Raw genomic sequence first — 25,190 nt, 5'->3', positions numbered from 1 at the left:
CTAAGTACTGTGGTCGTGAGTTCGAGGGCTGTTGACGCGAAAGCACGGATTCGATGATGACGACACGACAACGATCGAAGCCAGGACAGAGGTGGTTCGCAGCGCGGCTGTTCGCGGCGGCGCTCCTCTCCCTGCCCTTCACCGCGCCATCAGGTGCAAATGCGATCTCGGGCACGGTGGCCGCGACGCTGCACAGCCCGACGGATGAGGATGCCGGGCTTGACGCGCAGGCCGTCCGCCGCGAGCTCGACAATTTCCGGGCGGCCCAGATCTCGCTCGCCCGCGCCATGGCCATTGCCGAAGGCCTGCATACCGGCTCGACCACCGCGGACGTCAGCTTCGACGGCGCAGCCGCGCCGCCGGTCTACCGGATCAAGACGGTCCAGCACGACCGCATCTGGCGCAACGCGATCGATGCCGCAACCGGCGCTGTCCTGGACAGCGAAGCCGCCTCCCCTTTGGCGACGCTCGATGCCGAGGACCGCAGCAATCTGGTGGTGCTGAAAGCGCTGCGGCACCGTCTGTCCGATGCGGTGCGAGTGGCCGAACACACCACGTCAGGCAAGGCGATCAGCGGCGGCCTGACGCGCGAGCGCGGCAAGCTGAGTTTCGTGATCGTCGTGCTGAGCGGCGCCGATCTGAAGCAGGTGGTGCTCGAGCCGCCGGGCGCGCGGGGGCGCTGACGTAAGGCCCCGGGTCTGGCGCATATGCGCTGAAAGCCGTTGACGGGAGCGAAACTCTCCCGCATAAGTCCGCGCCATGATCACGACCACCAAACGCACCACCAAAACCACCAAGCCCTCTGGGGCCTCGGGAGGCGTGCGCGCGTAGTCGGTCGTACCGCATCATCTTCACCCGAAGCCCCGCCTGATGAAGGTCCGGGGCTTTTTTGTTGCCTGAATTCCTGGCTTAACTGAATGGAGGACAAAGTGAGTAACGATCCCGTCGTCGCGATTGTCGGCGTCACCGGTGCCGTGGGGGCCGAGTTCATCGCCACCATGGACAAGCGCGGCTTCCGCGTCGGCAAGCTGAAGGCGCTGGCGAGCGCCCGCTCCGCCGGCAAGACCGTGCAATTCCGCGACCAACCGATCGTGATCGAGGAGCTCACCGAGCGCGCCTTCGAAGGCGTCGACATCGCGCTGTTCTCAGCCGGCAGCGGCATCTCGAAGAAGTTTGCACCGATCGCGGTGAAGTCCGGCGCCGTCGTGGTCGACAACTCCTCGGCCTTCCGCATGGACCCGAACGTGCCGCTGGTGATCCCGGAGATCAACGCGAACCGCATCCGCGACCACAAGGGCATCATCGCCAACCCGAACTGCGCCGCGATCACCGCACTGGTGCCGCTGTGGCCGATCCACCAGCAGAACCGCATCAAGCGCGTGATCATCTCGACCTACCAGGCCGCCTCCGGCGCCGGCGCGGCCGCGATGGACGAGCTGGTGGAATCGACCCGTGCCAATCTCAACGGGCAGGTCTTCACGCCGAAGGTGATGCCGCACCCCTACGCCTTCAATCTGTTCAACCACAACACGGCCGTCGATCCCGAGACCGGCTACAACGACGAGGAGACCAAGGTCATCAAGGAGACCCGCAAGATCTTCGAGGACGAGAAGATCGCGATCGGCGTCACCTGCGTGCGCGTGCCGGTGCTGCGCGCCCATTGCGAGGCCATCACCTTCGAATGCGAGAAGCCGATTACCGAGGACCAGGTCCGCGCCATCCTGGCCCGGGCGCCCGGCGTCAAGATCGTCGACGATCGCGCGAAGAACTACTTCCCGATGCCGATCGATGCCTCCGGCCAGGACGACGTGCTGGTCGGCCGCATCCGCAAGGACCTCAGCGACCCCAGCGGCCATTCGATCTCGATCTTCGTCGCGGCGGATCAGCTGCTCAAGGGTGCCGCGCTGAATGCGGTGCAGATCGCCGAGCTGCTGCCCGAGCGCGTGATGGCGTAACGGGAAACGAGGAATTGTAGGGTGGGTTAGGCGAAGCCGTAACCCACCATTTTTCCATCCAAGCTGTAGCATCGTGCGGGGAGAAACCGCCGGTGGGTTACGCCTCACGGATGCGCTCGCGCATCCGCGACGCTAACCCACCCTACGGCACTGCCCTGAACAACAAGCACGCATCGCCATACGAATAGAACCGATAGCCGCTCGCGATCGCATGCGCGTAGGCGTTCTTCATTGTCTCGAGCCCGGAAAACGCCGAGACCAGCATGAACAGCGTCGAGCGCGGCAGATGGAAGTTGGTCAGCAGGACATCCACCGCACGGAAGCGATAGCCGGGCGTGATGAAGATCGAGGTCTCCTCCGAAAACGGCTGGATGGTCCCGTCTTCGGCCGCCGCACTTTCGAGCAACCGCAGCGATGTCGTGCCAATCGCGATGATCCGTCCGCCTTTGGCCCGCGCGGCATTCAACGCCGCCGCCGTCTCTGCGCTGATGCAGCCCCACTCCGCGTGCATCTTGTGCTCCGACGTTTCCTCCACCTTCACTGGCAGGAACGTTCCCGCGCCGACATGCAGCGTCAGCCGATGCAGGTCGATGCCACGGCCGCGCAGCGAAGCCTCCAGCGCCGGCGTGAAATGCAGGCCGGCGGTCGGCGCAGCCACCGCGCCCTCGTTCGTTGCGAACATGGTCTGGTAGTCGGCCGCGTCCTGGTCGTCGGGCGTGCGCTTGGAGGCGATGTAGGGCGGCAGTGGCGGGCTGCCGACATCTGATATCGCCTGATCGAGCGCCGGGCCGTGGAACGAGAACGACAGCGTCACCTCGCCCTCCTGTCCCTTGGCCTCGACGGTGGCATCGAGATGGCCGAGCAGGCAAACCCTGCCCTCATTGCCGAAGCGGATGGTGTCGCCGGGGCTAAGCTTCTTGGCCGGCTTCACCAGCGCCTGCCAGCGCGAGCCGTCGAGCCGCTTGATCAAGGTCGCCTCGATCTTCGGCTCGGTTTCGCGGCCGATCCGGCGGCCCTTCAGCTGCGCTGCGATCACCTTGGTATCGTTGACGACGATCTGGTCGCCAGCTTTCAGCCAGTCCGGCAGATCAGCGATCGTGGCATCGCGCAGCGCGCCATCATGGGGCACCACCAGCAGCCGCGCCGATTCGCGCGGGCTCGCAGGCCGCAGCGCGATCCGTTCAGGGGGAAGCTCGAAATCGAAGAGGTCGGTACGCATGTTCGTTGATGACCTCTTCTAAGCGGCAAAATTGCGTTTGGCGACCGGGCGTAGCCGGTCGCGCAGCCAGGTCAATCCGGGATCGCGGGTGCGGCCGCTGCACCAGACCATCGCATGGGGCAGCGGGGCGATCGGGAACGGGACCTTGACGCTGCGAAGGTCGTAGGCATCGACCGCGTTGGCCATGGCGGCCACAGGCAGTGTCGCCAGCAGATCCGAACTGGCGAGGATCGGCGCGATGGCAGAGAAGTGCGGCACCCAGCCACCGATGGTCCTGGTCAATCCCGCCGCAGACGACGCCGCATTCACCGGGCTCGTGAGATTGTCCCCGACGCGGACCACGAGATGCGGCCAGCGCGTCCAGTTCGCCCGTCCCCATTTGGCGAAAGCCGGGTGATCGCGGCGGCCGAAGCAGCGCCAGCCGAGCGCGCCCAGCGGCTCGCCCGCGACGTTCGGCGGCCAGCGCAGCTCGGCCGGCACGATCGCGATATCGATCTGGCCCTCGGCCACCTCGAGCAGCGTCGGCGCGCGCGGCGCGGTCCACTCGACGGCCGCAGCCGGTGCTTCGGAACGCACCCGCTTGAGCAACTCGGCAAACAGCGTCAGCGCAAAGTCCGGCGCCGCGACGCGGAATACGCGCTGCGAACGCTTTGGGTCGAACGCCTGCGTCGGCGACAACACGCGCTGAATGCCGCTCAGCATCGGCCGCGCCTGCTCGATCAGGTCGAGCGCAAATGCCGTCGGCTGCATCCGCACGCCGCCCTTGATCAGCAAGGGATCGCCGAACTGGCTACGCAGTCTGGACAACGAATGACTGATCGCCGATTGCGTCCGGCCGAGCCGCTCGGCGGCGCGCGTGACGTTGCGCTCGATCATCAGCACGTCGAACACGACGAGCAGGTTGAGATCGAAGCGGCGCAGATCGATTTCATTCATGATCGGCTATGATTACTCATTGGATCGATAGTTGCCGCCGGTTCATACCACCGCCCACGCCATCGACAAACCAGCGAACGGGAAACGCCATGAAATGGAGCCTTGCGGCCACCGCCGCCATCGCCCTCGCCACCTGCCCGGCCCGGGCCGAGATGACCGCCGAGGCCGCGCGCGCCAGCGTCGCGCCGTTCTACAAAGCCCTGAACGCCGAATTCGCCGGCGATAGCGCCAACCTGATCCGCCAGGCGACGGCCACCGACTGGGTGTCCTGCCGCGGCAACAATCTCTGCAACACGCGCGACGAGGTCATCGCCGGCATCGGACAGCGCCTCAAATCCGTTCCTGACCTGACATGGGAGATCAAGGACGTGCTGGTCTCCGGCAACCAGGTGACGATCCGCGGCGAAGCTGCGGGCACGCCGGCCGGCGACTTCATGGGCGCGCCGCATAGCGGCAAATCGTTCAAGGTGATGTCGATCGACGTGCACACGATCGAGAACGGCAAGATGGTCCGCTCGTATCACATCGAGGACTGGATCGGCGCCGTTCGTCAGCTGACGACGAACTAACGAGCGCGCCGGAATCAAAACGGGGTGGCGATTCAAAACCGCCACCCCGTTCAGGCTTCAGCGCGACTGTGCGATGGCCTCAGGCGTCCGCCGCCATCTTCGCCTTGACGATCTTGTCGGGGTTCTGCACGGGCTCGCCGCGCTTGATCTTGTCGACGTTCTCCATGCCCTCGGTGACCTTGCCCCAGACCGTGTACTGGCCGTTGAGGAAGGCGGCATCGTCGAAGCAGATGAAGAACTGGCTGTCGCCGGAATCCGGATTGGCGGCGCGGGCCATCGAGGCGGTGCCGCGGACATGCGGCTCCTTGTTGAACTCGGCCTTCAGCTTCTTGCCGGAACCGCCCATGCCGGTGCCCTGCGGGCAGCCGGTCTGCGCCATGAAGCCGTCGATCACGCGGTGGAACACGATACCGTCGTAGAAGCCGTCACGCACCAGCTCCTTGATGCGGGCGACGTGACCGGGCGCGAGGTCCGGACGCATCTCGATGGTGACGGGGCCCTGCGTGGTCTCGAGGATCAAAGTATTTTCGGTAACAGCCATGCTCGCTTCTCCTGCGGTTTGGGTTCACGTAGTCTGGTTCGAAATGGAATTGCGAAGGGCCGGCCCGCGACTGCGCCGCCCAGCGCTTCCGTAAATGGCAACGGCGTGCAGCGTTGCAATGCCTCCATCACCGCGATGCGGTACTGCAAACGGTCATTGTCGCTGGCCTGTTCCGTCTCATAGGTGATCCTGGGATGGCCGAGGATCGCGCCCTCGCGGTTGAAGCTGACGATCGCGGTGATGTCGATCGGATTGGCCTTCGACAGCGGCGGCGGACGGAAGCATTTGTGGATCGCCACCACGACGTCGCGGATGGTGTTGAGCCGCTCCCCCTCGGCGCGCGCTGATGTCGCGAGGACGACAAGGGTCAGCGGCACCGCGAACCAACTTGCTGGTCCGCAGCGCCGCATCATCACTTGACGTCGGAGGCGACCTGCACCTTCACCATCTTGTCGGGATCGACCACCGGCTCGCCGCGCTTGATCTTGTCGACCACATCCATGCCCGACACGACCTCGCCGACCACGGTGTATTTGCCGTTCAGGAACGAGCCGTCGGCGTACATGATGAAGAACTGCGAGTTCGCCGAATTGGGATCGCCGGCGCGCGCCATGCCGACGATGCCGCGCTTGAACGGCACGTCGGAGAATTCGGCCTTCAGGTTCGGATATTTCGAGCCGCCGGTGCCGTTGAAATTCTTGCCGTCGCCGGTCTGCGCCATGAAGCCGTCGATGACGCGGTGGAACGGCACGTTGTTGTAGTAGCCGTCGCGCGCCAGCTGCTTGATCCGCTCGGCGTGCTGGGGCGCCAGATCGGTGCGCAGCTTGATGACGATGCGGCCCTTGTTGGTGTCGATGACGATGGCGTTGGCCTTGTCGAGACCGGCGGGCAGCGGCTGGGCGATCGCAGGCGCAATGCAGAACAGCGCAGCGACGAGTGCGAGAATGCGGATCATGGAAACTCCGGATCAGGACGTCGAGATGATGTCAGGGGCGGCCGGTCTCAGCCGGCGAATTTGGTCTTGAGGCGAGCGGCGACCGATGCGGGCACGAAGGACGAGTAGTCGCCGCCCATCTGGGCGATTTGGCGCACCAGTGTGGCGGTGATCGGGCGGACCGGCGGCGAGGCCGGCAAGAACACGGTCTGCACGTCAGGGGCCATCGCCCCGTTCATGCCGGCAAGCTGCATCTCGTAGTCGAGATCGGTGCCGTCGCGCAGGCCGCGAATCATGATGGTCGCGCCGAGCTTGTGCGCTGCCGTCACGGTCAGATTGTCGTAGGTGGCGCATTCGAGCGTGCAGCCGGCCTGCGCGACGATCGGCCCGCAGACCTCCTGCAGCATCTCGAACCGCTCTTCGGTCGAGAACAGCGTCTTCTTGCCGGGGTGGATCGCCACCGCCACGACCAGGCGGTCGCACAGGGCGGCGGCCTGCTTGACCACGTCGAGGTGGCCATTGGTGAGGGGGTCGAAGGAGCCTGGATAGAGCGCGACACGGGGCATCGCCCCCTCTACCTCGCCCGGCTCGCCCCGGCAAGCCGGCCGGGTTCCCGGACCTGACAGGATTTTATTTCAGTTCGGCCAGTGAACCAGTCCCGGCCGCCGGGCGTCTACCGGGCGAATGTTTCGTCGGCCGCTGGCGGACGAAACAAAACCGGCCCGGGACGAAACCATTTCGCGATGTGGCGAAGACACCCGGAAACTTGCGCCCGGTACTCAGGGCACAACGAAACGACGGGCCGGGCGCGGCCCGACCAAAGGGGACACCGTCATGATCAAGGCCATTTCCGCCGTCGCTGTTGCCGCGTTCATCGCCGCAGCCCTCACCGTTCTTCCCGGCTTTGCCCCGCAGGTCGAGGCCTCTACGCCGCAGCCGCTCGCCAAGGCCGACCGCCTCGACATCCGCGTCGTCGGCAAGGACTGCTCGCAGCAGGCCTGGCCGAATTTCGAGGCCTCCTGCCTGCGCACCGCCGGCTCCAAGTCGACGGTCCGCGAGGCCCGCCTCGTCACCGCCGACCGCACCCCGTAGTCCCCGGCCTCTCCCCACCCTGTCACACAAGACCCCATGGTAATTTGCGACGACCCGTCGCAGACTATCGTCTAATACGCGCCCCCCGGAATGGCCCGGCGGGCGCGGTGCCATCGGGGGTCCAGCCGTGTCCACGTCTGCTGTTGCATCGACAGGTCATCATCCAAGCCCGCTGCCCATCGCAACGACCCTCGGCGCTCTCGGCGTCGTCTATGGCGACATCGGCACCAGCCCCCTTTACGCCTTCAAGGAAGCCGCCAAGGCCGCCGCCCATGGCGGCGCCGTCACGAATGACGCCGTGCTCGGCGTGGTCTCGCTGATCCTGTGGGCGCTGATCCTCATCATCTCCCTGAAATACGCCATGCTGATCCTGCGCGCGGACAACCGCGGCGAAGGCGGCATCGTCGCCCTTCTGGCGCTGCTCTCGGCGCGTAACGCGCAGTCGGGAACCTGGCGCGCGCACCTGCTCGTGGTCGGCCTGATCGGCGCCGCCCTGCTCTATGGCGACGGCGCGATCACGCCGGCAATCTCGGTGCTGTCGGCGATCGAAGGCCTCAAGGTCGACGCGCCGTCGCTGGCGCCGGCGGTGGTCCCGATCACCATCGTGATTCTGGTCGGCCTGTTCCTAATGCAGAAGCAAGGCACGAACTTCATCGGCAAGATCTTTGGCCCGGTGATGCTCGGCTGGTTCGTCGTGCTGGCCGCGCTCGGCATCCACGGCATCGTCAAGGCGCCCACGGTGCTGGCGGCACTGAGCCCCTGGTATGCCTTCAATTTCCTGATCCACCAGGATTTCCACATCAGCTTCGCCATCCTCGGCGCAGCCTTCCTGGCGGTGACCGGTGGCGAGGCCATGTATGCTGACATGGGCCATTTCGGCCGCTTCCCGATCCGGCTCGCCTGGTTTGCGATCTGCCTGCCGGCGCTGGTGCTGAACTACTTTGGCCAGGCCGGACTCCTGATCACCGGTCCGTCCGCGATCGACAACCCCTTCTTCCAGCTATCCCCCGACTGGGCGCATTACCCGCTGGTTGCGCTGTCGGCGCTCGCCACCGTGATCGCCTCGCAGGCGATCATCTCCGGCGTGTTCTCGCTGACCCAGCAGTCGATCCAGCTCGGCTTCCTGCCGCGCATGCATATCCAGCACACCACAAGCGACGCGATCGGCCAGATCTACGTGCCGCTGGTCAACTGGCTGCTCGCCGCCGGCACGCTCGGCGCGGTGCTGGCGTTCGGCACGTCGGATGCGCTCGCCGGTGCCTATGGCATCGCGGTGTCGCTCTTGATGGCGATCACCACGCTGCTGGCTGCGCTGGTCGCGATCCAGTGGGGCTATGCGCCGATCCTGGTGATCGCGGTGAACGGCTTCTTCTTCATCATCGACATGATCTTCTTCGCGGCGAATTCGGTGAAGCTGTTCGAGGGCGGCTGGTTCCCGCTGCTGCTGGCGGCGGCCGTGGCATTCCTGATGCTGACCTGGCGCAGCGGCGTGAAGCTGGTCGAGAAAGCCCGCGGCAAGCTACGGCAACCCGAAGAGGATTTGATCGAGACCGCCGTCAACAAGTGCCACAGCCGGCTGTCCGGCACCGCCGTTTTCCTGGCGTCCACACCCAAGGGCGTGCCGCTGGCCCTGACGCAGTTCGTCAAGCACAACCACGTGCTGCATCAGCGCGTGCTGCTGACCACCGTGCTCATCGAGGAATCGCCGCGCATTGCCGACGAGGACCGCGCCGAGGTGATCGAGGTCATCCCCGGCATCACCCGCATCATCCTGCATTACGGCTTCATGCAGTATCCGACGATCTATGAGGGGCTGCAGCTCGCCTGCCGGCAGGGCAAGCTGCCCGGCATCGATCTCTCCGACGTCACCTACTATATCGGCCGCGAGACCATCATTCCGCGCGAGGACGTTCCGGGCATGTGGGTGTGGCGGGAATCGCTGTTCGCCTTCCTGCAGCGCAACGCCGAACGCACCGCCGCGTTCTTCGGCGTGCCGACCGGACAGGTCGTGGAGTTCGGGACCGAGATCGAGATCTAACGGATCAGGCTAAAGCGCGATGAGATTGGGTCGAATCATCATCGCGCTTTAGCTCTTTGTCTGAGCATGATCTTTTCGGAAAACCGCTTCACACTTTTCCGGATCATGCTCTAGTATCGAATGGGGAGCGGCGAATAGAAACCCTATTCGCCATTCACTACTCGCCATTCGCCCCATTGCCGTTTTCCTCTTCCGGAATGTGCTCGACCGACACCACATGCTCGTCCTCGGCGGTGTCGAACACGATCACGCCCTGGGTCGAGCGGCCGGCGACGCGGATGTCGGCGACCGGGCAGCGGATCAGCTGGCCCTTGTCGGTGACCAGCATGATCTGGTCGGCGTCTTCGACGGGGAATGAAGCGACCAGCTTGCCGTTGCGGTTGTTGACGCTCATGGCGACGATGCCTTTGCCGCCGCGGCCGGTGGTGCGGTACTCGTAGGACGAGGTCCGCTTGCCATAGCCGTTGACGGAGACCGTCAGCACCACCTGCTCCTTGGCGCCGAGCTCGGCATAGCGCTCCTGCGACAGCTGGACCGCGTCCGACGTCTCCTCGCTTTCGGCATCCGCGACGACCTCCTCGGCCGCCGTCTCGCCGGCCACCGCACGACGCATCTTCAAGTACGCCGAGCGCTCGTCCGAGGTGGTCTCGACATGGCGCAGGATCGCGAGCGAGATCAGCCTGTCGCCGTCAGCGAGCGCAATGCCGCGCACGCCCATCGAGGTGCGGCCGGTGAAGACGCGCACATCGGTGACGGGGAAGCGGATGCACTGGCCGCCGGCAGCCGTCAGCAGCACGTCATCATGCTCGCTGCAGATCTGCACGTCGACGATCGCCTCGCCCTCGTCGAGCTTCATCGCGATGATGCCGGAGCGGCGGACGTCGACGAAGTCGGACAGCTTGTTGCGGCGGACATTGCCGCCGGTCGTCGCGAACATCACGTCGAGATTGCCCCAGGAGGATTCATCCTCCGGCAGCGGCATGATGGTGGTGATGCGCTCGCCCTGCTCCAGCGGCAGGATGTTGATCAGCGCCTTGCCGCGCGCGTTGGGCGCCGCCATCGGCAGCCGCCAGACCTTTTCCTTGTAGACCTGGCCGCGCGAGGAGAAGAACAATACCGGCGTATGGGTCGATGCGACAAACAGCCGGCTGACGAAATCCTCGTCGCGGGTCTGCATGCCGGCGCGGCCCTTGCCGCCGCGGCGCTGCGCCCGATAGGCCGACAGCGGCACGCGCTTGACATAGCCGGCGTGCGACACCGTCACCACCATGTCCTCGCGCTGGATCAGGTCCTCGTCCTCGACCTCGCCTTCCTGCTCGACGATGACGGTCTTGCGTGGCGTGGCGAACTTGTCCTTCACCTCGGCAAGCTCAGCCTTGACGATCGCCTGCACGCGGGCACGCGAGCGCAGGATGTCGAGATAGTCGGCGATCTCGGCCGCGAGCTTGTCGAGCTCCTCGGAGATCTCGTCCCGGCCGAGCGCGGTCAGCCGCTGCAGCCGCAGATCGAGGATCGCCTTGGCCTGCTCCATCGACAGGCGGATCGTGCCGTCCTCGTTGATGCGGTGGCGGGGATCGTCGATCAGCGTGATCATCGCCTCGACGTCCCGCGCCGCCCAGTCGCGCGACATCAGGGTGTCGCGCGCGGTGTTCGGATCGGGTGAGGTACGGATGACGCGGATCATCTCGTCGATATTGGCGACAGCGATCGCGAGGCCGACCAGGATATGGGCGCGGTCGCGCGCCTTGGAGAGCCGGAACTTGGTCCGCCGCGTGATGACCTGCTCGCGGAACGCGACGAAGATCGTCAGCAGGTCCTTCAGCGTCATGGTCTGCGGGCGGCCGGAATCCAGCGCCAGCATGTTGGCGGGGAAATTCGACTGCAGCGGCGTGAACCGATAGAGCTGGTTCAGCACCACATCGGGTACCGCATCACGCTTCAACTCGATGACGACGCGATAGCCGTCGCGATCGGACTCGTCGCGCAGGTCCGAGATGCCCTCGATCTTCTTTTCCTTGTAGAGGTCGGCGATCCGCTCGACCATCGTCGCCTTGTTCACCTGATAGGGAATCTCGGTGATGACGATCGCCTCGCGCTCCTTGCGCAAGGTCTCGAACTCGACCTTGCCGCGCATCACAATGGAGCCGCGGCCGAGGTGATAGGCGCTGCGGATGCCCTGGCGTCCGAGGATGATGCCGCCGGTCGGGAAGTCCGGGCCCGGAATGATGTTGATCAGCTCGTCGATGGTCAGCGCCGGATTGTCGATCAGCGCGACGCAGGCATCGATGACCTCGCCGAGATTGTGCGGCGGGATGTTGGTGGCCATGCCGACGGCAATGCCGCCGGCGCCGTTGACCAGCAGGTTCGGGAACTTGGCCGGCAGGACCGACGGTTCCTTTTCGGAATTGTCGTAGTTCGGCTGGAAGTCGACGGTGTCCTCGTCGATGTCGCCGATCACCTCCTGCGCCGACCGGGTCAGGCGCGCTTCGGTGTATCGGTAGGCGGCCGGCGGATCGCCGTCGATCGAGCCGAAATTGCCCTGGCCGTCGATCAACGGCACGCGCATGGAGAAATCCTGCGCCATGCGGACCATCGCGTCGTAGATCGATTGGTCGCCGTGCGGATGGTATTTACCGATGACGTCACCGACCACCCGGGCGGATTTGACGTACTTCTTGTCCGGCGTATGCCCCTGCTCGTGCATCGAGTACAGGATGCGGCGGTGGACCGGCTTGAGGCCGTCGCGCGCATCCGGCAACGCCCGCGCCACGATCACGCTCATGGCGTAATCGAGGTAGGACTTTTTCATCTCGTCGAGGATGGATACGGGACGAATATCGGAAGGCACCGGCGGCTCGCCGGGCTTGTCGTTCTCGTTATCGGACAAAGGGAAAATCCGCTCAGTTCTGCTGGGGAATCATATAGCCCATCGAAGGCCTGATAACCACCCTCGCAAGCCCCCGGCAAGCGGTTTTTCCCTTCGTTTTTTCATGCACTTAGAAGGTCGACGACGGGCGATCGGGAACTCCGGCGAGGGACGCGAATAGCGCGTGGCGAATAGCGAAGAGAAAGCCCTTTGGCTTCCCTCTAGTCGCTACTCCCTATTCGCTATTCGCCGCTTCGCTCACTGCCCAAACACCACCGCATGCATGATCCGCCCGGGCATGAAGGTGAAGAGCCCGGCGATGACGAGCGCGCCGAAGAAGATGCCCATCATCGTCAGCTTGTGACGACGGACATTGCCCGTTCGCGCGGCCCACGCTCCGACGAGGAGCATCGCCAGCGAGAAGATCGACAACAGGTGAATGGGGCTCCAGGGGCCCAGCAGACGGATCTGGTGGATCCAGAACGAGCTGCCGGCCACGACCAGCATCAGCGCCACCCAGACCCACCCGAGCTCCGGTGCGGCAGGGTTCCCTTGGGGGCAGCGAGCTGGACGGTGCCGAGCACGAAGGCGGCCATCGCGGCAAAGGCATGAAGCGGGATTGCGGGAGCGGCATCGAGCAGAGGCGTGAGGCTCATGGTGCGGCCCTGAGCGGTGTTGATCCTGCGGCGAATATTAGCGCCGGCACGCAACAATGTAAATAATATTCACATGGGCTCACTTGCATAGAAAAGAACAATAATTCATTTCTTAAATTACACTTGTGACTCCAAAATCTTATATCGAAATATCGATAGTTTACATCGGCCATATCTGAAAATGAAAAACCCGCCTTCTCCGTGAAAGATCATCACGGAGAAGCGGGCAAATCGGAAGATCTGAGAACTGCCGGACGTCGCTCCCGATCAGAACGGGATGTCGTCGTCCATGTCGCTGTTGCGGGAACCGCCACCGGCCGCGACGGCGCGGCGCGGCGCCGAGCTCACCGGACCCGAGGAGCCGAAATCGCTGCCGCCGTCATCGGAGAAGCTGCCGCCTCCCCCACCCCGCCCGTCGAGCATGGTCAGGTTGGAGTTGAAGCCCTGCAGCACGACCTCGGTCGAGTACTTCTCGACGCCGCTCTGGTCGGTCCATTTGCGGGTCTGCAGCTGGCCCTCGATGTACACCTTGGCGCCCTTCTTCAGGTACTGTTCGGCGACCTTGCAGAGGCCCTCGTTGAAGATCACGACGCGGTGCCACTCGGTCTTTTCCTTGCGCTCGCCGGTGCCCTTGTCGCGCCAGGTCTCCGATGTCGCGATCGAGAGGTTTGCAATCGGGCGCCCGTCCTGGGTCCGCCGGATTTCCGGATCCTTGCCGAGGTTACCGACCAGGATCACCTTGTTTATGCTTCCCGCCATCGCTTCAATCTCCACTCTTACCGGGCGCCGGACATCGGCCGCCACTCTCAACCTTCGCCACTTACAAGTCAGGCGCAGCGAGGGAGAGCTATACGCAACGCCCGTCCTCGCCGCTTCCGGGATTGCGCGGCAATCCCTGTTATCCCCACATATAGCATCGCCCCCAAGAATGTTCCAGTTTCGTTCTCAACAACCTGCCGTAGCACCCCGGACGACGGTATCACAATGCCCTGTCGCGCCGCCGAGGTTTCACCCGAGGCCCGGCGCCCTGCAAAATCTCTAAACAATTCATTGCCTTGAGCGGGCCGCAGTTCTGGCGCGAGTGTGGCTTTTGGGAGACGGCCCCAGCGGTTGAATCAGGGTATAGATTTTCTCAACGAGCGGGCGCTCGCGTCTGAAACGCTTCCGGGACGGGAAGTGGCCAAGAGCTGGAGAGTGACGATGAAGAAGTTCTTGCTGGGAACGGTTGCACTGGTCGCGCTCGCCGCGCCGGCATCCGCTGCTGACCTGGCTGCGCGTCCCTACACCAAGGCGCCCCCGATGGTCGCCGCGGTGTATGACTGGACCGGCTTCTACGTCGGCGCCAACGGCGGCTGGGGTTCGAGCCGCAAGTGCTGGGACGCAGTGCCCCTTGGCATCTTCATCGGCTCGGAAGGTTGCCATGACGCGACCGGAGGCGTTGCCGGTGGCCAGATCGGTTATCGGTGGCAGGCCGGCACCTGGGTGTTCGGCCTCGAAGCCCAGGGCAACTGGGCCGACCTCCGCGGCAGCAATGACAGCCTGCTGTTCCCGGGCATCTTCACCAACCAGTCGAAGATCGACGCATTCGGCCTGTTCACGGGTCAGATCGGTTATGCCGCCAACAACGTGTTGTTCTACGTCAAGGGCGGCGCCGCCGTCACCGCGGATCGCTTCCGCGTCAGCCTGACCGGCACCGACACCGTTGTCGCGACAACCAACGACGACACCCGCTGGGGCGGCGTGGTCGGCGCCGGCCTCGAATACGCCTTTGCACCAAACTGGTCGGCTGCGATCGAATACGACCACATGTTCATGCAGGACCGCACCTACAACTTCACCACCAACGGCGCCGGCGGCTTCCCCGCCGGTCTGTTCTTCGGGACCGACCGCATCAAGCAGGACGTCGACCTCGTCACTGTCCGCGTGAACTACAAGTGGGGCGGCCCGGTCGTCGCCAAGTACTGATCGACTGACAAGTACTGATCGACTGATCGGACATCATGCAATACGAAAGGCCGGCCTTGCGCCGGCCTTTTTGTTTGCGCGCGCCGCGTGTGCCGCGGCCGTAAAGTGCCCTTCAACGTGCACAATTCCGAGTATTGTTGCTGTTCGGATACACAACTTCCCGTAAGCCTCGTGTATGCACGATGGAGTCGGGCGGCAGCGCCCGGCACTCCTCCCAGGGGCTGGGAGCGAGAACAAGAAAACGGGACTGGGACTTCTGATATGAAAAAGTTTCTGCTGGCCTCGGCCGCTTTGAGTGTTTTGACTGCAACTGCTCCCGCCATGGCTGCCGACCTCGCAGCCCGTCCGTACACCAAGGCTCCGGTGGTCGTTGCACCCATCTACAACTGGGGCGGCTTCTACGTCGGCCTGAACGGCGGCTACGGCTCGTCGCACAATTGCTGGGACCTCAACAACGTCGTCGGCTTCGGCCCGGTCGGGCCCATCCCGGAAGGTTGCCACGATGCAACCGGCGGCACGGTCGGTGGTCAGATCGGCTATCGCTGGCAGGCCGCCAACTGGGTGTTCGGCCTCGAAGCGCAGGGCAACTGGGCCGACTTCAAGGGCTCGAATGCGAGCTCGCCGGCGGCCTTCGCTCCGATCGTCAACCAGACCAAGATCGATGCCTTCGGCTTGTTCACGGGTCAGGTCGGCTACGCCTGGAACAACGTGCTTTGGTACGTCAAGGGCGGCGCCGCAGTGACCAGCAACAAGTACAACGGCCTGCTGGCTGGCGTCGTGTTCGACTCGGCCAGCGAAACCCGCTGGGGTGGCGCAGTCGGCACCGGCATCGAAGTCGGCTTCGCTCCGAACTGGTCGGTGGCGTTCGAGTACAACCACCTGTTCATGGGCAATCGCAACGTCAACATGAGCGTCGTCGGCATCTTCGATCGTACCGATCGCATCAAGCAGGACGTCGACCTGGCCACGGTTCGCGTGAACTACACCTTCGGCGGCCCGGTCGTCGCGAAGTACTGATCACCGCGAAAAGCGACATCAAGTTCGGAAAGGCCGGCCTCGCGCCGGCCTTTTTCGTGTCCGCCATAGCGTTTTCGCGCGAAGTGGGCACCGGTTCGCGTGAAGAAAACGCGTCAAAACGAAGTTCCTGCTGCCGCCTGCCGCCAAAGCGCAAGTTATTGGTTGATGGACACAACACGGCTCTGGTAATCCGCGCTCGTTCTTCCTACGTTCCAGTTTTCACACACCCATCGGCGCCCGTTCCCGAAAGCCTCGGCAGCGCGCGTCCAAACGCGGCGTGGCTCACGCGCCTGGAATTGTCGATATGGATGAAGTGCTCAAGGCGAAGCGCCAAAACAACGCCGGCTCCTCTTCGCGCGCCATCACCATCCGCGGCGCGCGCGAACACAATCTGAAGAATATCGACGTCGAGATTCCCCGCGACAAGCTCGTGGTGTTCACGGGGCTCTCGGGCTCCGGCAAATCCTCGCTCGCCTTCGACACCATCTATGCCGAGGGCCAGCGCCGCTATGTCGAGTCGCTGTCGGCCTATGCGCGCCAGTTCCTCGAGATGATGCAGAAGCCCGACGTCGACCAGATCGACGGCCTGTCTCCTGCGATCTCGATCGAGCAGAAGACGACCTCGAAGAACCCGCGCTCCACCGTCGGCACCGTCACCGAGATCTACGACTACATGCGCCTGCTCTGGGCTCGCGTCGGCGTGCCCTATTCGCCCGCGACCGGCCTACCGATCGAGAGCCAGATCGTTTCGCAGATGGTCGACCGCGTGCTGGCGCTGCCCGAAGGCACCCGCCTCTATCTGCTGGCGCCGGTCGTGCGCGGCCGCAAGGGCGAGTACAAGAAGGAGCTCGCCGAGTACCTCAAGAAGGGCTTTCAGCGCGTCAAGATCGACGGCACCTTCTACGAGCTCGCCGATGCGCCTGCGCTCGACAAGAAATTCCCGCACGACATCGACGTCGTGGTCGACCGCATCGTGGTGCGCCCCGACCTCGCCCAGCGCCTCGCCGAGAGCTTTGAGACCGCACTGAAGCTCGCCGAGGGTCTCGCCGTGATCGAGTTCGCCGATACGCCGGCCGCGGCACCCGCCGAGGAAAAGAAGAAGACCGCGAAGATCCACGACAAGAGCGGGCCCGAGCGCATCCTGTTCTCGGAAAAGTTCGCCTGCCCCGTGTCCGGCTTCACCATCCCCGAGATCGAGCCGCGGCTGTTCTCGTTCAACAATCCCTATGGCGCCTGCCCGGCCTGCGGCGGCCTCGGCGTCGAGCAGCATATCGACGAAGACCTCGTCATCCCCGACAAGGAGCTTGCGATCGGCAAGGGCGCGATCGCGCCATGGGCGAAGTCGTCCTCGCCCTATTACATCCAGACGCTGACCGCGCTCGGCAAGCACTACAAGTTCACGCTGACCACCAAGTGGAAGGACCTGGCCAAGAAGACGCAGAACGCGATCCTGCACGGCTCCGGCGACGACGAGATCAAGTTCTCCTACGAGGACGGCGTCCGCTCCTACGACACCAAGAAGCCGTTCGAGGGCGTCATCACCAACATCAACCGCCGCTATCGCGAGACCGAGAGCGAGTGGGCGCGCGAGGAGCTGGCGAAGTATTTCTCCGACATCCCCTGCGCCGGCTGCAACGGCCACCGGCTGAAGCCCGAGGCGCTGTGCGTCAAGATCGGCGCCAGGCATATCGGCGAGATCTCCGAGCTCTCGGTCAAGCGCGCCGGCGAATGGTTCGAGACGGTGCCGGCATCGCTGAACGCGCAGCAGAACGAGATCGCCGCGCGCATCCTGAAGGAGATCCGCGAGCGCCTCACCTTCCTGCTCGACGTCGGCCTGAACTATCTGACGCTGTCGCGCTCGTCGGGCACGCTGTCCGGCGGCGAGAGCCAGCGCATCCGCCTCGCCTCGCAGATCGGCTCAGGCCTGACCGGCGTGCTCTACGTGCTGGACGAGCCGTCGATCGGCCTGCACCAGCGCGACAATGCCCGCCTGCTCGACACGCTCAAGAGACTCCGCGACCTCGGCAATACCGTGGTCGTGGTCGAGCATGACGAGGACGCCATCCGCCTCGCCGATTACGTGCTCGACATCGGCCCCGGCGCCGGCATGCATGGCGGCCATATCGTGGCGCAGGGCACGCCCGACCAGATCATGCGCAACCCGAAGTCGCTGACCGGCAAATACCTCACCGGTGAGCTCGCGGTGGCGATCCCCGAGCGGCGGCCGCCGAACCACAGGCGAACCATCAAGGTCGTCAACGCCCGTGGCAACAATCTGAAGAACGTCTCGGCCGAGATCCCGCTCGGCCTGTTCACCTGCGTGACGGGAGTCTCCGGCGGCGGCAAGTCGACGCTGCTGATCGACACGCTCTACCGCGCCATCGCCCGCAAGCTCAACAACGCCAGCGAGGGCGCTGCGCCGCACGACCGCATCGAGGGCCTCGAGCATATCGACAAGATCATCGACATCGACCAGTCGCCGATCGGCCGCACCCCGCGCTCCAACCCCGCGACCTATACCGGCGCCTTCACGCCGATCCGCGAATGGTTCGCCGGCCTCCCCGAAGCGAAGGCGCGCGGCTACGAGCCCGGCCGCTTCTCCTTCAACGTCAAGGGCGGCCGCTGCGAGGCCTGCCAGGGCGACGGCGTCATCAAGATCGAGATGCACTTCCTGCCCGACGTCTATGTCACCTGCGACACCTGCAAGGGCAAGCGCTACAACCGCGAGACCTTGGAGGTGCTGTTCAAGGGCAAAAGCATCGCCGACGTGCTCGACATGACCGTCGAGGAAGCCGCCGACTTCTTCAAGGCGGTGCCGCGCGTCCGCGAGACCTTCCAGACCCTGCACCGCGTCGGCCTCGATTACATCCATGTCGGCCAGCAGGCGACGACCCTGTCGGGCGGCGAAGCCCAGCGCGTCAAACTGGCAAAAGAATTGTCAAAACGCGCCACCGGCCGCACGCTCTACATCCTCGACGAGCCCACCACCGGCCTGCACTTCCACGACGTCGCCAAGCTGCTGGAGGTGCTGCACGAGCTGGTCGCCCAAGGGAATACGGTCGTCGTGATCGAGCACAATCTCGAAGTCATCAAGACCGCCGACTGGGTCATCGACCTCGGCCCCGAAGGCGGCGACGGCGGCGGCGAAATCGTCGCCTGGGGCCCGCCGGAGGACATCGTGAAAGCGCCGCGGAGCTATACGGGCAAGTTTTTGGCCCCGGTGCTGAAGAAGGCGAACAAGCCGCGGAAGAGCAGCGCGAGCGAGGCAGCGGAGTAGGTCAGCAATAAATACGATCAAGCACCTGAATCTTTCGAAACAGAGGGAAACAGAAAGCTATGTTTATCCAGTTGGGTACTAGTTACATAAACCTTCGCTACGTCGTGGAGATTCGGGAACGAGCTCACGAGCCAGGTAAGGACAACGTCTCTGTAATCTTGCAGGATGGCTCGTCCCGATCGGGCTTCATGACCGACGGCGCTCTCATGGCTATCGGTGAACAATTGATTCCGGCGCAGTCGGGGTATGAGGCTTATCGAGAATACGAAGACACTTTTGGTGACGAGGTTCTTCCGGCAACTTTGGAATGGAAGCCAGTAGTTGCATTCATCTATAACCCGGATAGTAGCATTCTCGTCCCCATAACCGCGGAGGATGGGCGCCTTGATCGGTTCGCCGTGCGACTGCCTAATGGGAAGGTATACACATCGCACGAGACGTTCTTCGAAAGCGTCGATGAGTACAGAACTGATCTCGCAAAAGAACTCAAAAAGGCAAACGCAAAATCTGCTTGAGAGCCAATGTGTCAACCGGCCTCATCCAAACCTACCGCGCCTTCGCCTACAACAACGCCTGGGCCAACCACCGGCTGCTCACCGCCTGCGCCGCACTGAACCAGCCGGAATTCGAAGCCCACCGCACCGGCTTCTTTCCGAGCCTGCAGCGCACGCTGAACCACATCTACGTCATCGACCTCTTCTACATCGATGCGCTTGAGGGCGGCTGGCTCGGGCCGGCGGCGTGGGCGAACGAGGTGCCCTACCCGTCCCCTGCCGCGCTGAAGCTCGCGCAAGCCGCGATGGACCGGCGCCTGATCGCGATCTGCGACGCGCTGACGCCTGATCTGCTCGATGGCATCGTAAGGATCAACCGCGACACGCGGGTGCAGACCGAACGGCGCGACCGGCTGCTGATGCATCTGTTCCAGCACCAGATCCATCATCGCGGACAGGCGCATGCCATGCTGTCAGGGACATCCATCGCGCCGCCACAGCTCGACGAGTTCTTTGCCGAGGGAGAAGCGCCGCTGCGGGCGGCCGAGTTCGCCGAGCTCGGCTGGACCGAGGAGACGGTGTGGAAGTCGTAGGGCGGATTAGCGCAGCGTAATCCGCCACTCTTCCTCAACAGGAAGCGGCGGGTTACGTTCCGCTAACCCGCCTTACGCCTGGAATTCATGCCCACCTCCCTCGCCATCTTCGATCTCGACGGCACGCTGGCCGACAGCTTTCCGTGGTTTCGGCGCACCATCAACGACGTGGCCGACCGCTTCGGCTTTCGACGGGTGGCGGATGCGGATGTCGAGGGACTGCGGCATGCCTCGACGCGCGAGATCCTCAACCAGCTGCAGGTGCCGCTGTGGAAGCTGCCGGCGATCGCGCGGCATGTGCGGCGGCTGAAGGCGGAGGCGGCAGCTGAGATCGCGCTGTTCGACGGCGCCGAGGCCATGCTGCAGCGGCTGTCCGACAGCGGCATCCGGCTGGCGCTGGTGACGTCGGACAGCGAAGCCAATGCGCGGCAGAAGCTCGGCGACGCCGCCGCGCTGTTCGCGCATTTCGATTGCGCGGCGTCGCTGTTCGGCAAGCCGGCGAAATTCAGGCGCGTGATCCGGCGGGCCGACGTCTCCCCGGCCGAGGTGATTGCAATCGGCGACGAGGTCCGCGACATCGAGGCCGCGCGCGCCGTCGGCATCGCCTGCGGCGCGGTGCGCTGGGGCTATGCCGCGCCGGCGGCGCTGCGGGCGCATCGGCCGGACCATATGTTCGAGCGGATCGGCGATATTGCGGAGACGCTCTGTCCGATGCGACAACGGGCCTGACGCCGACTTCGCCGGCTGGAGAGAAACGAATGACAATCACCGAAGCCGCCCGCCTCAAACTCCTGACCCCGCCGTCAGGCAAAATCCGCGTCGTGCTCGACACCGACACCTACAACGAGATCGACGACCAGTTCGCGATCGTGCAGATGCTGCTGTCGCCGGATCGTTTTGACGTCGAGGCGATCTATGCCGCGCCGTTCTTCAATGCGCGCGCGACCTCACCCGGCGACGGCATGGAGCTGAGCTATCAGGAGATCCTGCGGCTGCTGGAACGGCTCCAGATCTCGCCTGACGACCTGGTGCATCGCGGCGTCACCGATTACGTGGGGCCGACGAAACAGCCGCGCCCAGCGCCCGCGGTCGACGACATGATCGCGCGGGCGCGCCGCGGATCGCCGGACTATCCGCTGTACATCATCGCGATCGGCGCCATCAGCAACGTCGCCTCCGCGCTGCTGGAGGCGCCCGACATCATCGATCGCGTCGTCGTGGTCTGGCTCGGCGGCCATGCGCTGGAATGGCCCGATACGGTCGAGTTCAATCTCAAGCAGGATGTCGGCGGCGCGCAGGTGCTGCTCGACAGCGGCGTGCCGCTGGTGCTGGTGCCGTGCCGCGGCGTCACCTCGCATCTGCATTCGACGGTGCCGGAGATCGAGCGCCACGTCGAGCCGCACGGCGCGATCGGCGCCTTCCTGGCGATGCGCTTCAAGGAGTATTCGTCCGATCATCTCGGCTGGGCCAAGGAGATCTGGGACATGGCGCCGGTCGGCTGGCTGCTCGATGCCCAGTGGGCACCGAGCGTGATCATCCCCGCGCCGGTGCTGACGGAGCAGATGACCTGGAGCGTCGATCGCAGGCGCCACGCGATCCGCTACGTGACGCATGTCCATCGCAATCCGATCCTGCGGAACTTCTTCTTGAAGCTGAGAGACTTCGCCGCGTCGAAGACATCGTAGGGTGGGCAAAGCGCAAGCGTGCCCACCATCACGAGCACGGCGTGGAAGGTGGGCACGGCGCAAGCGCGCCTTTGCCCACCCTACCGAACCTTACTCCGTCCTCCGCAAAAACGCCCCGAACGCGCGTGGGCCGTCGCCGACCTTGATCTCGCCGATCACCTTCATCTCGGCGGCGTCGATCACGTTGAGCGTGTTGCTCTCCCAATTCGCCACGATGATGCGCTTGCCGTCCGCGGTCGCCTCGATCCCTTCCGGATAATCGCCGACATTGATCCGCGCGAGCGGCTTCAGCGTCGCGAGATCGAAGATGCTGACGGTGCCGCCATATTGATCGGTGACGAAGCCGCGGCCCTGCGCCAGCGCGACCGCATAGGGCCGCAGCCCCACGGCCACCCGGCCGATCTCGCTGCGTGCGGCGATGTCGATCACCGAGACGTCGTTGGAGCCGACATTGGCGGTGTAGGCGCGCTCGCCCTCGGCATCGATGGTGACGCCGAACGGACGCGTGCCGACCTTGATCGTCGCCTTCCGCTCGCGCGTCGCGGTGTCGATCACGGAGACGCTGTCGTCGTCGCGATCGGCCGACAGCAGCCACTTGCCGTCCGCCGTCACCGCAAGCCCCGACGGCGAGGCCCCGACCGCGATGCTGGCCACGACCTTTCGTGTCCCGGCATCGATCACCCGCACCGCGGCGGCGTACCAGTCGGCGACATAGACCGTCTTGCCATCAGGCGCGACAGCGATCCCAAGGGGGCCGCCACCGACGTCGATCTTCCCGACCACCTTGCGCGCGGCCGCATCGACCACCGTGACCGCCTTGGCATCCGGGCTCGTCACATAGGCAAACCGGCCGTCGTTGGTGACCGCCACCCCCGCCGGCTTGCCGCCGATCGGGATCGTCGCGACCGGCTTTGCGGTGGCGAGATCGACCACCATCAGATAGTCGCTGAGCTGGTTGGTAACGAACGCTTCTTCGGCCTGCGCAGCGCTGAGGCTCGCCAGCAGCGCCGCGAGGGCAAGCACCCGCACTTTTAGCTGCCGCTCTCGATCTTCTTCTTCAGCCCCTCGAGCCCGGCCTTGTAAAGCCCGCTCACCGCCTTCACCGCAGCCTCGTCGCTCAATTCCGGCGGCGGATCATTGTTGGGGAAGCCGCGATAGAACGCGCCGGTCCACTCCACCTTCGCCTTGCCGTCCGGCGCTGGCGACACCGACAGCGTCGAGGAATAGTTGGTGACCGGCAGCACCTTCACGTCGACAGCCGTGATACGGTACGAATAGCTCATCATCGCCGCGTCGTATTTGTAAAGCTCCTCGTCGACGGTGGCGCCGCCCGTCAAGGTCAGCCGCCGCGTCGCGCCGATCTCGTTGCCCTTCGCGCCCTCGGTCTTGGTCACGCCCGGCAGCCAGCTCATGTCCTGGAAATTGGCGAGCGCCGCCCACACCTTCTCCTGCGGCGCGTTGATCTCGATCGATTCCCGCACCTTCTGGCGGGTCGGCCCGTGCGCCCAGGCGGCGCCAATGAGCGCCAGCGCGGCCGCCACAACAGCAGCCTTCCCGATCGTTTCCTTCATCTTGTTTCCTCACGTTTTTTCTCGGGCCACGCCGCATGGCGCGCCGACGCTCATTTATGACGCAATTCTAGTCCGGACGGGAGACCAGCTTCTTGCACCAGAGCGAAGTCATGGCGGCCCGCCTTCCCCGGCAGACAAGCGTCCGTCATTCGGCGATCACAGCCTCCACGAACCCGCCGGGATCGTCGCAGAACTCGCGCATCACCCTGTAGTGGTCGGTATCCTCTAAGCTGACCGGCTCGAGCCCATATTTCGTCAACCGCAGCAGCGTCGCGTTGGGATAGGCCATCAGCATCGGCGAATGGGTCGCCATGATGACCTGGCAGTGGCCGGACGCGTCCATCCGGTGCAGCAGCTTCAGGAACGCGATCTGGCGCGACGGCGACAGCGCCGATTCCGGCTCGTCGAAGATAAAGATGCCCTGGCGCTGGCAGCGTTCCTCGAAGAAGCGGAGAAAACCCTCGCCGTGGGAGTAGGAAAGGAAATCGGGCGGAGCGTCGCCAACGTCCAGCGCGGCCTGATCGACATATCTCGCGACGGAAAAGAAGCTCTCGGCCCGGAAAAACCAGCCATGGGTGATCTTGGGCAGCCAGCTCGCGCGCAGCGCCTGCGACAGGGTCCCGCCCATCTTCTCCACCGCCCCACGATGATCAACCGGCCGATACCCCTTGCCGCCGCCGGCATCATCATAGCCGGCCATCACGGCGATGCCCTCGAGCAGCGTCGATTTGCCGGTACCGTTCTCGCCGACGATGATGGTGATCGCCTTGTCGAAGCTCAGCTCGAAATCGTCGCGCAGCAATGGCAGCACGAATGGATAGGCCGCACGATTGGGGATGCGCTCAGGGTCGAGCCACACCCGCCGCAGATACGGCGCCGGCATGTTGATGGTGCGGTTGCGCTTGTAGGCCATTCCGGAAATCCAAGCGGAGCGTCATCCGCCATTTTTTCCCGCGACGCGGCGGGTTGCGCAAGCGGCGGTCAATCCTCGCTGCCTAAGCTGCGTCAGCCGGCCTGACGCGTTTCGCGATCTCGGCCCCCTTCTCCCGCTCGACAACCCCGATGTCATACTGGCCCTGCAAATCGAGCCAGAACTGCGCGCTATTGCCGAAATAGCGCCCCAGGCGGACCGCCGTATCGGCTGTGATACCACGACGCCCGTTCAGGATATCCGTGATGCGACCTGACGGAACGCCGATATCGAGCGACAGCCGGTTTGCACTCAGTTGGCGTGCCGTCAATTCACGCTTGAGGAAACGACCTGGATGTACGATTGGAGCCAAAGCACTCATCCCTTGTGATAGTCCACGATCTCGACATCGTATGCATCGCCTTTGCGAAATTCGAAACAGATTCGCCAGCGATCATTGACCGTCATGGCCCATTGCCCGTATTTCGCGCCCACGGACCATAGCGCTCCCGCTGACATTAGACCGCTGATTTGCCCGACAACGCAAGGGCGCCCAGCAAAAATATTCCTCTTTACGCGAACTTCCGATTATGCTAACAATATGTCCACCTCACCCGACACGAGGGGCGTTTCGCGAACGTCACGGACGTGGGTGAAGATGCGGTGGCCGCCGAGCGTGCAACAGGCGTGTGTGCGCAAGGCGGACGGTGAAGTCGTGTGGGCCTGCCGCCCCGATGTTGGTGGCAAGTCTGCGAAAGGTCCAAAGCCGATCGTGGATGATGGTGGCACAAAAGCAGAGTCTCACCAGGGCGAGCACGTATAAGCCGTAAAGCCATCGCGCAGGGAAGGCCGGATGCCTCCGCCGAACCTGT

24 protein-coding genes and 2 pseudogenes are annotated in these 25,190 nt (G+C 64.3%); 12 read left to right on the top strand and 14 right to left on the bottom strand.

The features are described 5' to 3' along the window. Nucleotides 1–56 precede the first annotated feature (56 nt). Both JQ604_RS37615 and JQ604_RS37610 read left to right on the top strand, forming a co-directional pair. Nucleotides 57–683 carry a PepSY domain-containing protein gene (locus JQ604_RS37615; protein ID WP_212365796.1) on the top strand — a complete coding sequence of 209 codons (627 nt, stop codon included), beginning with the start codon at nt 57–59 and terminating at the stop codon, nt 681–683. A 234-nt stretch (nt 684–917) separates the two neighbouring features. After that, nucleotides 918–1,955: an aspartate-semialdehyde dehydrogenase gene (locus JQ604_RS37610; RefSeq protein ID WP_212365795.1), complete on the top strand. Its 1,038-nt coding sequence runs from the start codon at nt 918–920 to the stop codon at nt 1,953–1,955. A 142-nt stretch (nt 1,956–2,097) separates the two neighbouring features. Here JQ604_RS37610 and queA read toward each other — a convergent pair whose 3' ends face one another. Next, nucleotides 2,098–3,174 (bottom strand): tRNA preQ1(34) S-adenosylmethionine ribosyltransferase-isomerase QueA, encoded by a 1,077-nt coding sequence (queA, locus tag JQ604_RS37605; protein ID WP_212365794.1) that lies wholly within the window; start codon nt 3,172–3,174, stop codon nt 2,098–2,100. Nucleotides 3,175–3,192: 18 nt separating this feature from the next. Further along, complete coding sequence (locus tag JQ604_RS37600; protein WP_212365793.1) at nt 3,193–4,110, bottom strand: LysR family transcriptional regulator; 918 nt, start codon at nt 4,108–4,110, stop codon at nt 3,193–3,195. A gap of 89 nt (nt 4,111–4,199) precedes the next feature. Between JQ604_RS37600 and JQ604_RS37595 the strand changes: the two genes are divergently transcribed. Beyond that, nucleotides 4,200–4,679, top strand: coding sequence for an ester cyclase (locus tag JQ604_RS37595; RefSeq protein ID WP_212365792.1), 480 nt, complete (start codon nt 4,200–4,202; stop codon nt 4,677–4,679). Nucleotides 4,680–4,758: 79 nt separating this feature from the next. Here the strand turns inward: JQ604_RS37595 and JQ604_RS37590 are convergent, their stop codons facing one another. Genes JQ604_RS37590 through coaD form a run of 4 tightly spaced genes read right to left on the bottom strand, consistent with a single transcriptional unit; the run spans nt 4,759 to nt 6,720 of the window. Further along, nucleotides 4,759–5,220, bottom strand: coding sequence for a peptidylprolyl isomerase (locus JQ604_RS37590; protein WP_212365791.1), 462 nt, complete (start codon nt 5,218–5,220; stop codon nt 4,759–4,761). Next, nucleotides 5,196–5,633 carry a hypothetical protein gene (locus JQ604_RS37585; RefSeq protein ID WP_433996325.1) on the bottom strand — a complete coding sequence of 146 codons (438 nt, stop codon included), beginning with the start codon at nt 5,631–5,633 and terminating at the stop codon, nt 5,196–5,198. The genes JQ604_RS37590 and JQ604_RS37585 overlap by 25 nt, the downstream gene beginning before the upstream one ends. Then, on the bottom strand, nt 5,633–6,175 hold the full coding sequence (locus JQ604_RS37580) for a peptidylprolyl isomerase (protein ID WP_212365790.1): 543 nt from the start codon (nt 6,173–6,175) through the stop codon (nt 5,633–5,635). The genes JQ604_RS37585 and JQ604_RS37580 overlap by 1 nt, the downstream gene beginning before the upstream one ends. Nucleotides 6,176–6,222: 47 nt before the next feature. Beyond that, a complete protein-coding gene (coaD, locus tag JQ604_RS37575) occupies nt 6,223–6,720 on the bottom strand; it encodes a pantetheine-phosphate adenylyltransferase (protein WP_212365789.1) in 498 nt (165 codons plus the stop codon). Between the two features lie 268 nt (nt 6,721–6,988). Here coaD and JQ604_RS37570 point away from each other — a divergent pair, with 268 nt between their 5' ends. Next, nucleotides 6,989–7,246, top strand: a complete 258-nt coding sequence (locus tag JQ604_RS37570; RefSeq protein WP_212365788.1) for a hypothetical protein — start codon at nt 6,989–6,991, stop codon at nt 7,244–7,246. A 127-nt stretch (nt 7,247–7,373) separates the two neighbouring features. After that, nucleotides 7,374–9,284 carry a potassium transporter Kup gene (locus JQ604_RS37565; protein ID WP_433996324.1) on the top strand — a complete coding sequence of 637 codons (1,911 nt, stop codon included), beginning with the start codon at nt 7,374–7,376 and terminating at the stop codon, nt 9,282–9,284. A 157-nt stretch (nt 9,285–9,441) separates the two neighbouring features. Here JQ604_RS37565 and gyrA read toward each other — a convergent pair whose 3' ends face one another. From gyrA to JQ604_RS37550, 3 genes and pseudogenes are all read right to left on the bottom strand, one after another. Then, nucleotides 9,442–12,171, bottom strand: coding sequence for a DNA gyrase subunit A (gyrA, locus tag JQ604_RS37560; protein WP_212365787.1), 2,730 nt, complete (start codon nt 12,169–12,171; stop codon nt 9,442–9,444). 237 nt (nt 12,172–12,408) lie between these two features. Continuing rightward, nucleotides 12,409–12,806, bottom strand: a pseudogene (locus JQ604_RS37555) (DUF2306 domain-containing protein). Nucleotides 12,807–13,073: 267 nt separating this feature from the next. Beyond that, entirely contained in the window at nt 13,074–13,565 is a 492-nt protein-coding gene (locus JQ604_RS37550; RefSeq protein ID WP_212365786.1) for a single-stranded DNA-binding protein, read from the bottom strand. Between the two features lie 441 nt (nt 13,566–14,006). Between JQ604_RS37550 and JQ604_RS37545 the strand changes: the two genes are divergently transcribed. From JQ604_RS37545 to JQ604_RS37515, 7 genes are all read left to right on the top strand, one after another. Further along, the gene (locus tag JQ604_RS37545; RefSeq protein WP_212365785.1) at nt 14,007–14,771 is read left to right on the top strand and encodes an outer membrane protein; all 765 of its coding nucleotides are present in this window, start codon (nt 14,007–14,009) and stop codon (nt 14,769–14,771) included. Between the two features lie 261 nt (nt 14,772–15,032). Continuing rightward, nucleotides 15,033–15,788, top strand: coding sequence for an outer membrane protein (locus JQ604_RS37540; protein ID WP_212365784.1), 756 nt, complete (start codon nt 15,033–15,035; stop codon nt 15,786–15,788). Nucleotides 15,789–16,092: 304 nt separating this feature from the next. Continuing rightward, nucleotides 16,093–19,065, top strand: coding sequence for an excinuclease ABC subunit UvrA (uvrA, locus tag JQ604_RS37535; RefSeq protein ID WP_212365783.1), 2,973 nt, complete (start codon nt 16,093–16,095; stop codon nt 19,063–19,065). Nucleotides 19,066–19,253: 188 nt separating this feature from the next. Further along, a complete protein-coding gene (locus JQ604_RS37530; protein ID WP_212365782.1) occupies nt 19,254–19,580 on the top strand; it encodes a hypothetical protein in 327 nt (108 codons plus the stop codon). Nucleotides 19,581–19,588: 8 nt separating this feature from the next. After that, complete coding sequence (locus JQ604_RS37525) at nt 19,589–20,152, top strand: DinB family protein (RefSeq protein WP_212365781.1); 564 nt, start codon at nt 19,589–19,591, stop codon at nt 20,150–20,152. A gap of 87 nt (nt 20,153–20,239) precedes the next feature. Then, nucleotides 20,240–20,881 (top strand): HAD-IA family hydrolase, encoded by a 642-nt coding sequence (locus JQ604_RS37520; protein WP_212365780.1) that lies wholly within the window; start codon nt 20,240–20,242, stop codon nt 20,879–20,881. A 29-nt stretch (nt 20,882–20,910) separates the two neighbouring features. After that, nucleotides 20,911–21,837 (top strand): nucleoside hydrolase, encoded by a 927-nt coding sequence (locus JQ604_RS37515; RefSeq protein WP_212365779.1) that lies wholly within the window; start codon nt 20,911–20,913, stop codon nt 21,835–21,837. Nucleotides 21,838–21,927: 90 nt separating this feature from the next. Here the strand turns inward: JQ604_RS37515 and JQ604_RS37510 are convergent, their stop codons facing one another. From JQ604_RS37510 to JQ604_RS37495, 5 genes and pseudogenes are all read right to left on the bottom strand, one after another. Continuing rightward, nucleotides 21,928–22,866 carry a cytochrome D1 domain-containing protein gene (locus JQ604_RS37510; protein ID WP_212365778.1) on the bottom strand — a complete coding sequence of 313 codons (939 nt, stop codon included), beginning with the start codon at nt 22,864–22,866 and terminating at the stop codon, nt 21,928–21,930. A gap of 2 nt (nt 22,867–22,868) precedes the next feature. Beyond that, nucleotides 22,869–23,408, bottom strand: coding sequence for an SRPBCC family protein (locus JQ604_RS37505; protein ID WP_212365777.1), 540 nt, complete (start codon nt 23,406–23,408; stop codon nt 22,869–22,871). Nucleotides 23,409–23,553: 145 nt separating this feature from the next. After that, on the bottom strand, nt 23,554–24,036 hold the full coding sequence (locus JQ604_RS42255) for an AAA family ATPase (protein ID WP_433996326.1): 483 nt from the start codon (nt 24,034–24,036) through the stop codon (nt 23,554–23,556). Between the two features lie 66 nt (nt 24,037–24,102). Next, nucleotides 24,103–24,210: pseudogene (locus tag JQ604_RS42250) on the bottom strand (AAA family ATPase); the annotation flags it as partial. A 193-nt stretch (nt 24,211–24,403) separates the two neighbouring features. Further along, nucleotides 24,404–24,700: a HigA family addiction module antitoxin gene (locus JQ604_RS37495; protein WP_249159237.1), complete on the bottom strand. Its 297-nt coding sequence runs from the start codon at nt 24,698–24,700 to the stop codon at nt 24,404–24,406. Nucleotides 24,701–25,190 lie beyond the last annotated feature (490 nt).

Origin of the sequence: Bradyrhizobium jicamae, assembly GCF_018130695.1 — a bacterium.
Taxonomy (GTDB): Bacteria; Pseudomonadota; Alphaproteobacteria; order Rhizobiales; family Xanthobacteraceae; genus Bradyrhizobium; species Bradyrhizobium jicamae_B.
The sequence above is the reverse complement of the archived record's forward strand: the minus strand, read 5'-3'. Positions and strand labels throughout refer to the sequence as shown.

What these genes read in the sequence shown, in the direction of transcription:
- uvrA (WP_212365783.1), top strand. Translation starts at nt 16,093, where the DNA reads ATGGATGAAGTGCTCAAGGCGAAGCGCCAAAACAACGCCGGCTCCTCT.
- JQ604_RS42255 (WP_433996326.1), bottom strand. Translation starts at nt 24,036, where the DNA reads ATGGGCGGGACCCTGTCGCAGGCGCTGCGCGCGAGCTGGCTGCCCAAG.
- JQ604_RS37590 (WP_212365791.1), bottom strand. Translation starts at nt 5,220, where the DNA reads ATGGCTGTTACCGAAAATACTTTGATCCTCGAGACCACGCAGGGCCCC.
- JQ604_RS37530 (WP_212365782.1), top strand. Translation starts at nt 19,254, where the DNA reads ATGACCGACGGCGCTCTCATGGCTATCGGTGAACAATTGATTCCGGCG.
- JQ604_RS37585 (WP_433996325.1), bottom strand. Translation starts at nt 5,633, where the DNA reads ATGATGCGGCGCTGCGGACCAGCAAGTTGGTTCGCGGTGCCGCTGACC.
- JQ604_RS37615 (WP_212365796.1), top strand. Translation starts at nt 57, where the DNA reads ATGACGACACGACAACGATCGAAGCCAGGACAGAGGTGGTTCGCAGCG.
- JQ604_RS37515 (WP_212365779.1), top strand. Translation starts at nt 20,911, where the DNA reads ATGACAATCACCGAAGCCGCCCGCCTCAAACTCCTGACCCCGCCGTCA.
- JQ604_RS37550 (WP_212365786.1), bottom strand. Translation starts at nt 13,565, where the DNA reads ATGGCGGGAAGCATAAACAAGGTGATCCTGGTCGGTAACCTCGGCAAG.
- queA (WP_212365794.1), bottom strand. Translation starts at nt 3,174, where the DNA reads ATGCGTACCGACCTCTTCGATTTCGAGCTTCCCCCTGAACGGATCGCG.
- coaD (WP_212365789.1), bottom strand. Translation starts at nt 6,720, where the DNA reads ATGCCCCGTGTCGCGCTCTATCCAGGCTCCTTCGACCCCCTCACCAAT.
- JQ604_RS37505 (WP_212365777.1), bottom strand. Translation starts at nt 23,408, where the DNA reads ATGAAGGAAACGATCGGGAAGGCTGCTGTTGTGGCGGCCGCGCTGGCG.
- JQ604_RS37495 (WP_249159237.1), bottom strand. Translation starts at nt 24,700, where the DNA reads ATGAGTGCTTTGGCTCCAATCGTACATCCAGGTCGTTTCCTCAAGCGT.
- JQ604_RS37520 (WP_212365780.1), top strand. Translation starts at nt 20,240, where the DNA reads ATGCCCACCTCCCTCGCCATCTTCGATCTCGACGGCACGCTGGCCGAC.
- JQ604_RS37595 (WP_212365792.1), top strand. Translation starts at nt 4,200, where the DNA reads ATGAAATGGAGCCTTGCGGCCACCGCCGCCATCGCCCTCGCCACCTGC.
- JQ604_RS37570 (WP_212365788.1), top strand. Translation starts at nt 6,989, where the DNA reads ATGATCAAGGCCATTTCCGCCGTCGCTGTTGCCGCGTTCATCGCCGCA.
- JQ604_RS37600 (WP_212365793.1), bottom strand. Translation starts at nt 4,110, where the DNA reads ATGAATGAAATCGATCTGCGCCGCTTCGATCTCAACCTGCTCGTCGTG.
- JQ604_RS37540 (WP_212365784.1), top strand. Translation starts at nt 15,033, where the DNA reads ATGAAAAAGTTTCTGCTGGCCTCGGCCGCTTTGAGTGTTTTGACTGCA.
- JQ604_RS37545 (WP_212365785.1), top strand. Translation starts at nt 14,007, where the DNA reads ATGAAGAAGTTCTTGCTGGGAACGGTTGCACTGGTCGCGCTCGCCGCG.
- JQ604_RS37610 (WP_212365795.1), top strand. Translation starts at nt 918, where the DNA reads ATGGAGGACAAAGTGAGTAACGATCCCGTCGTCGCGATTGTCGGCGTC.
- JQ604_RS37580 (WP_212365790.1), bottom strand. Translation starts at nt 6,175, where the DNA reads ATGATCCGCATTCTCGCACTCGTCGCTGCGCTGTTCTGCATTGCGCCT.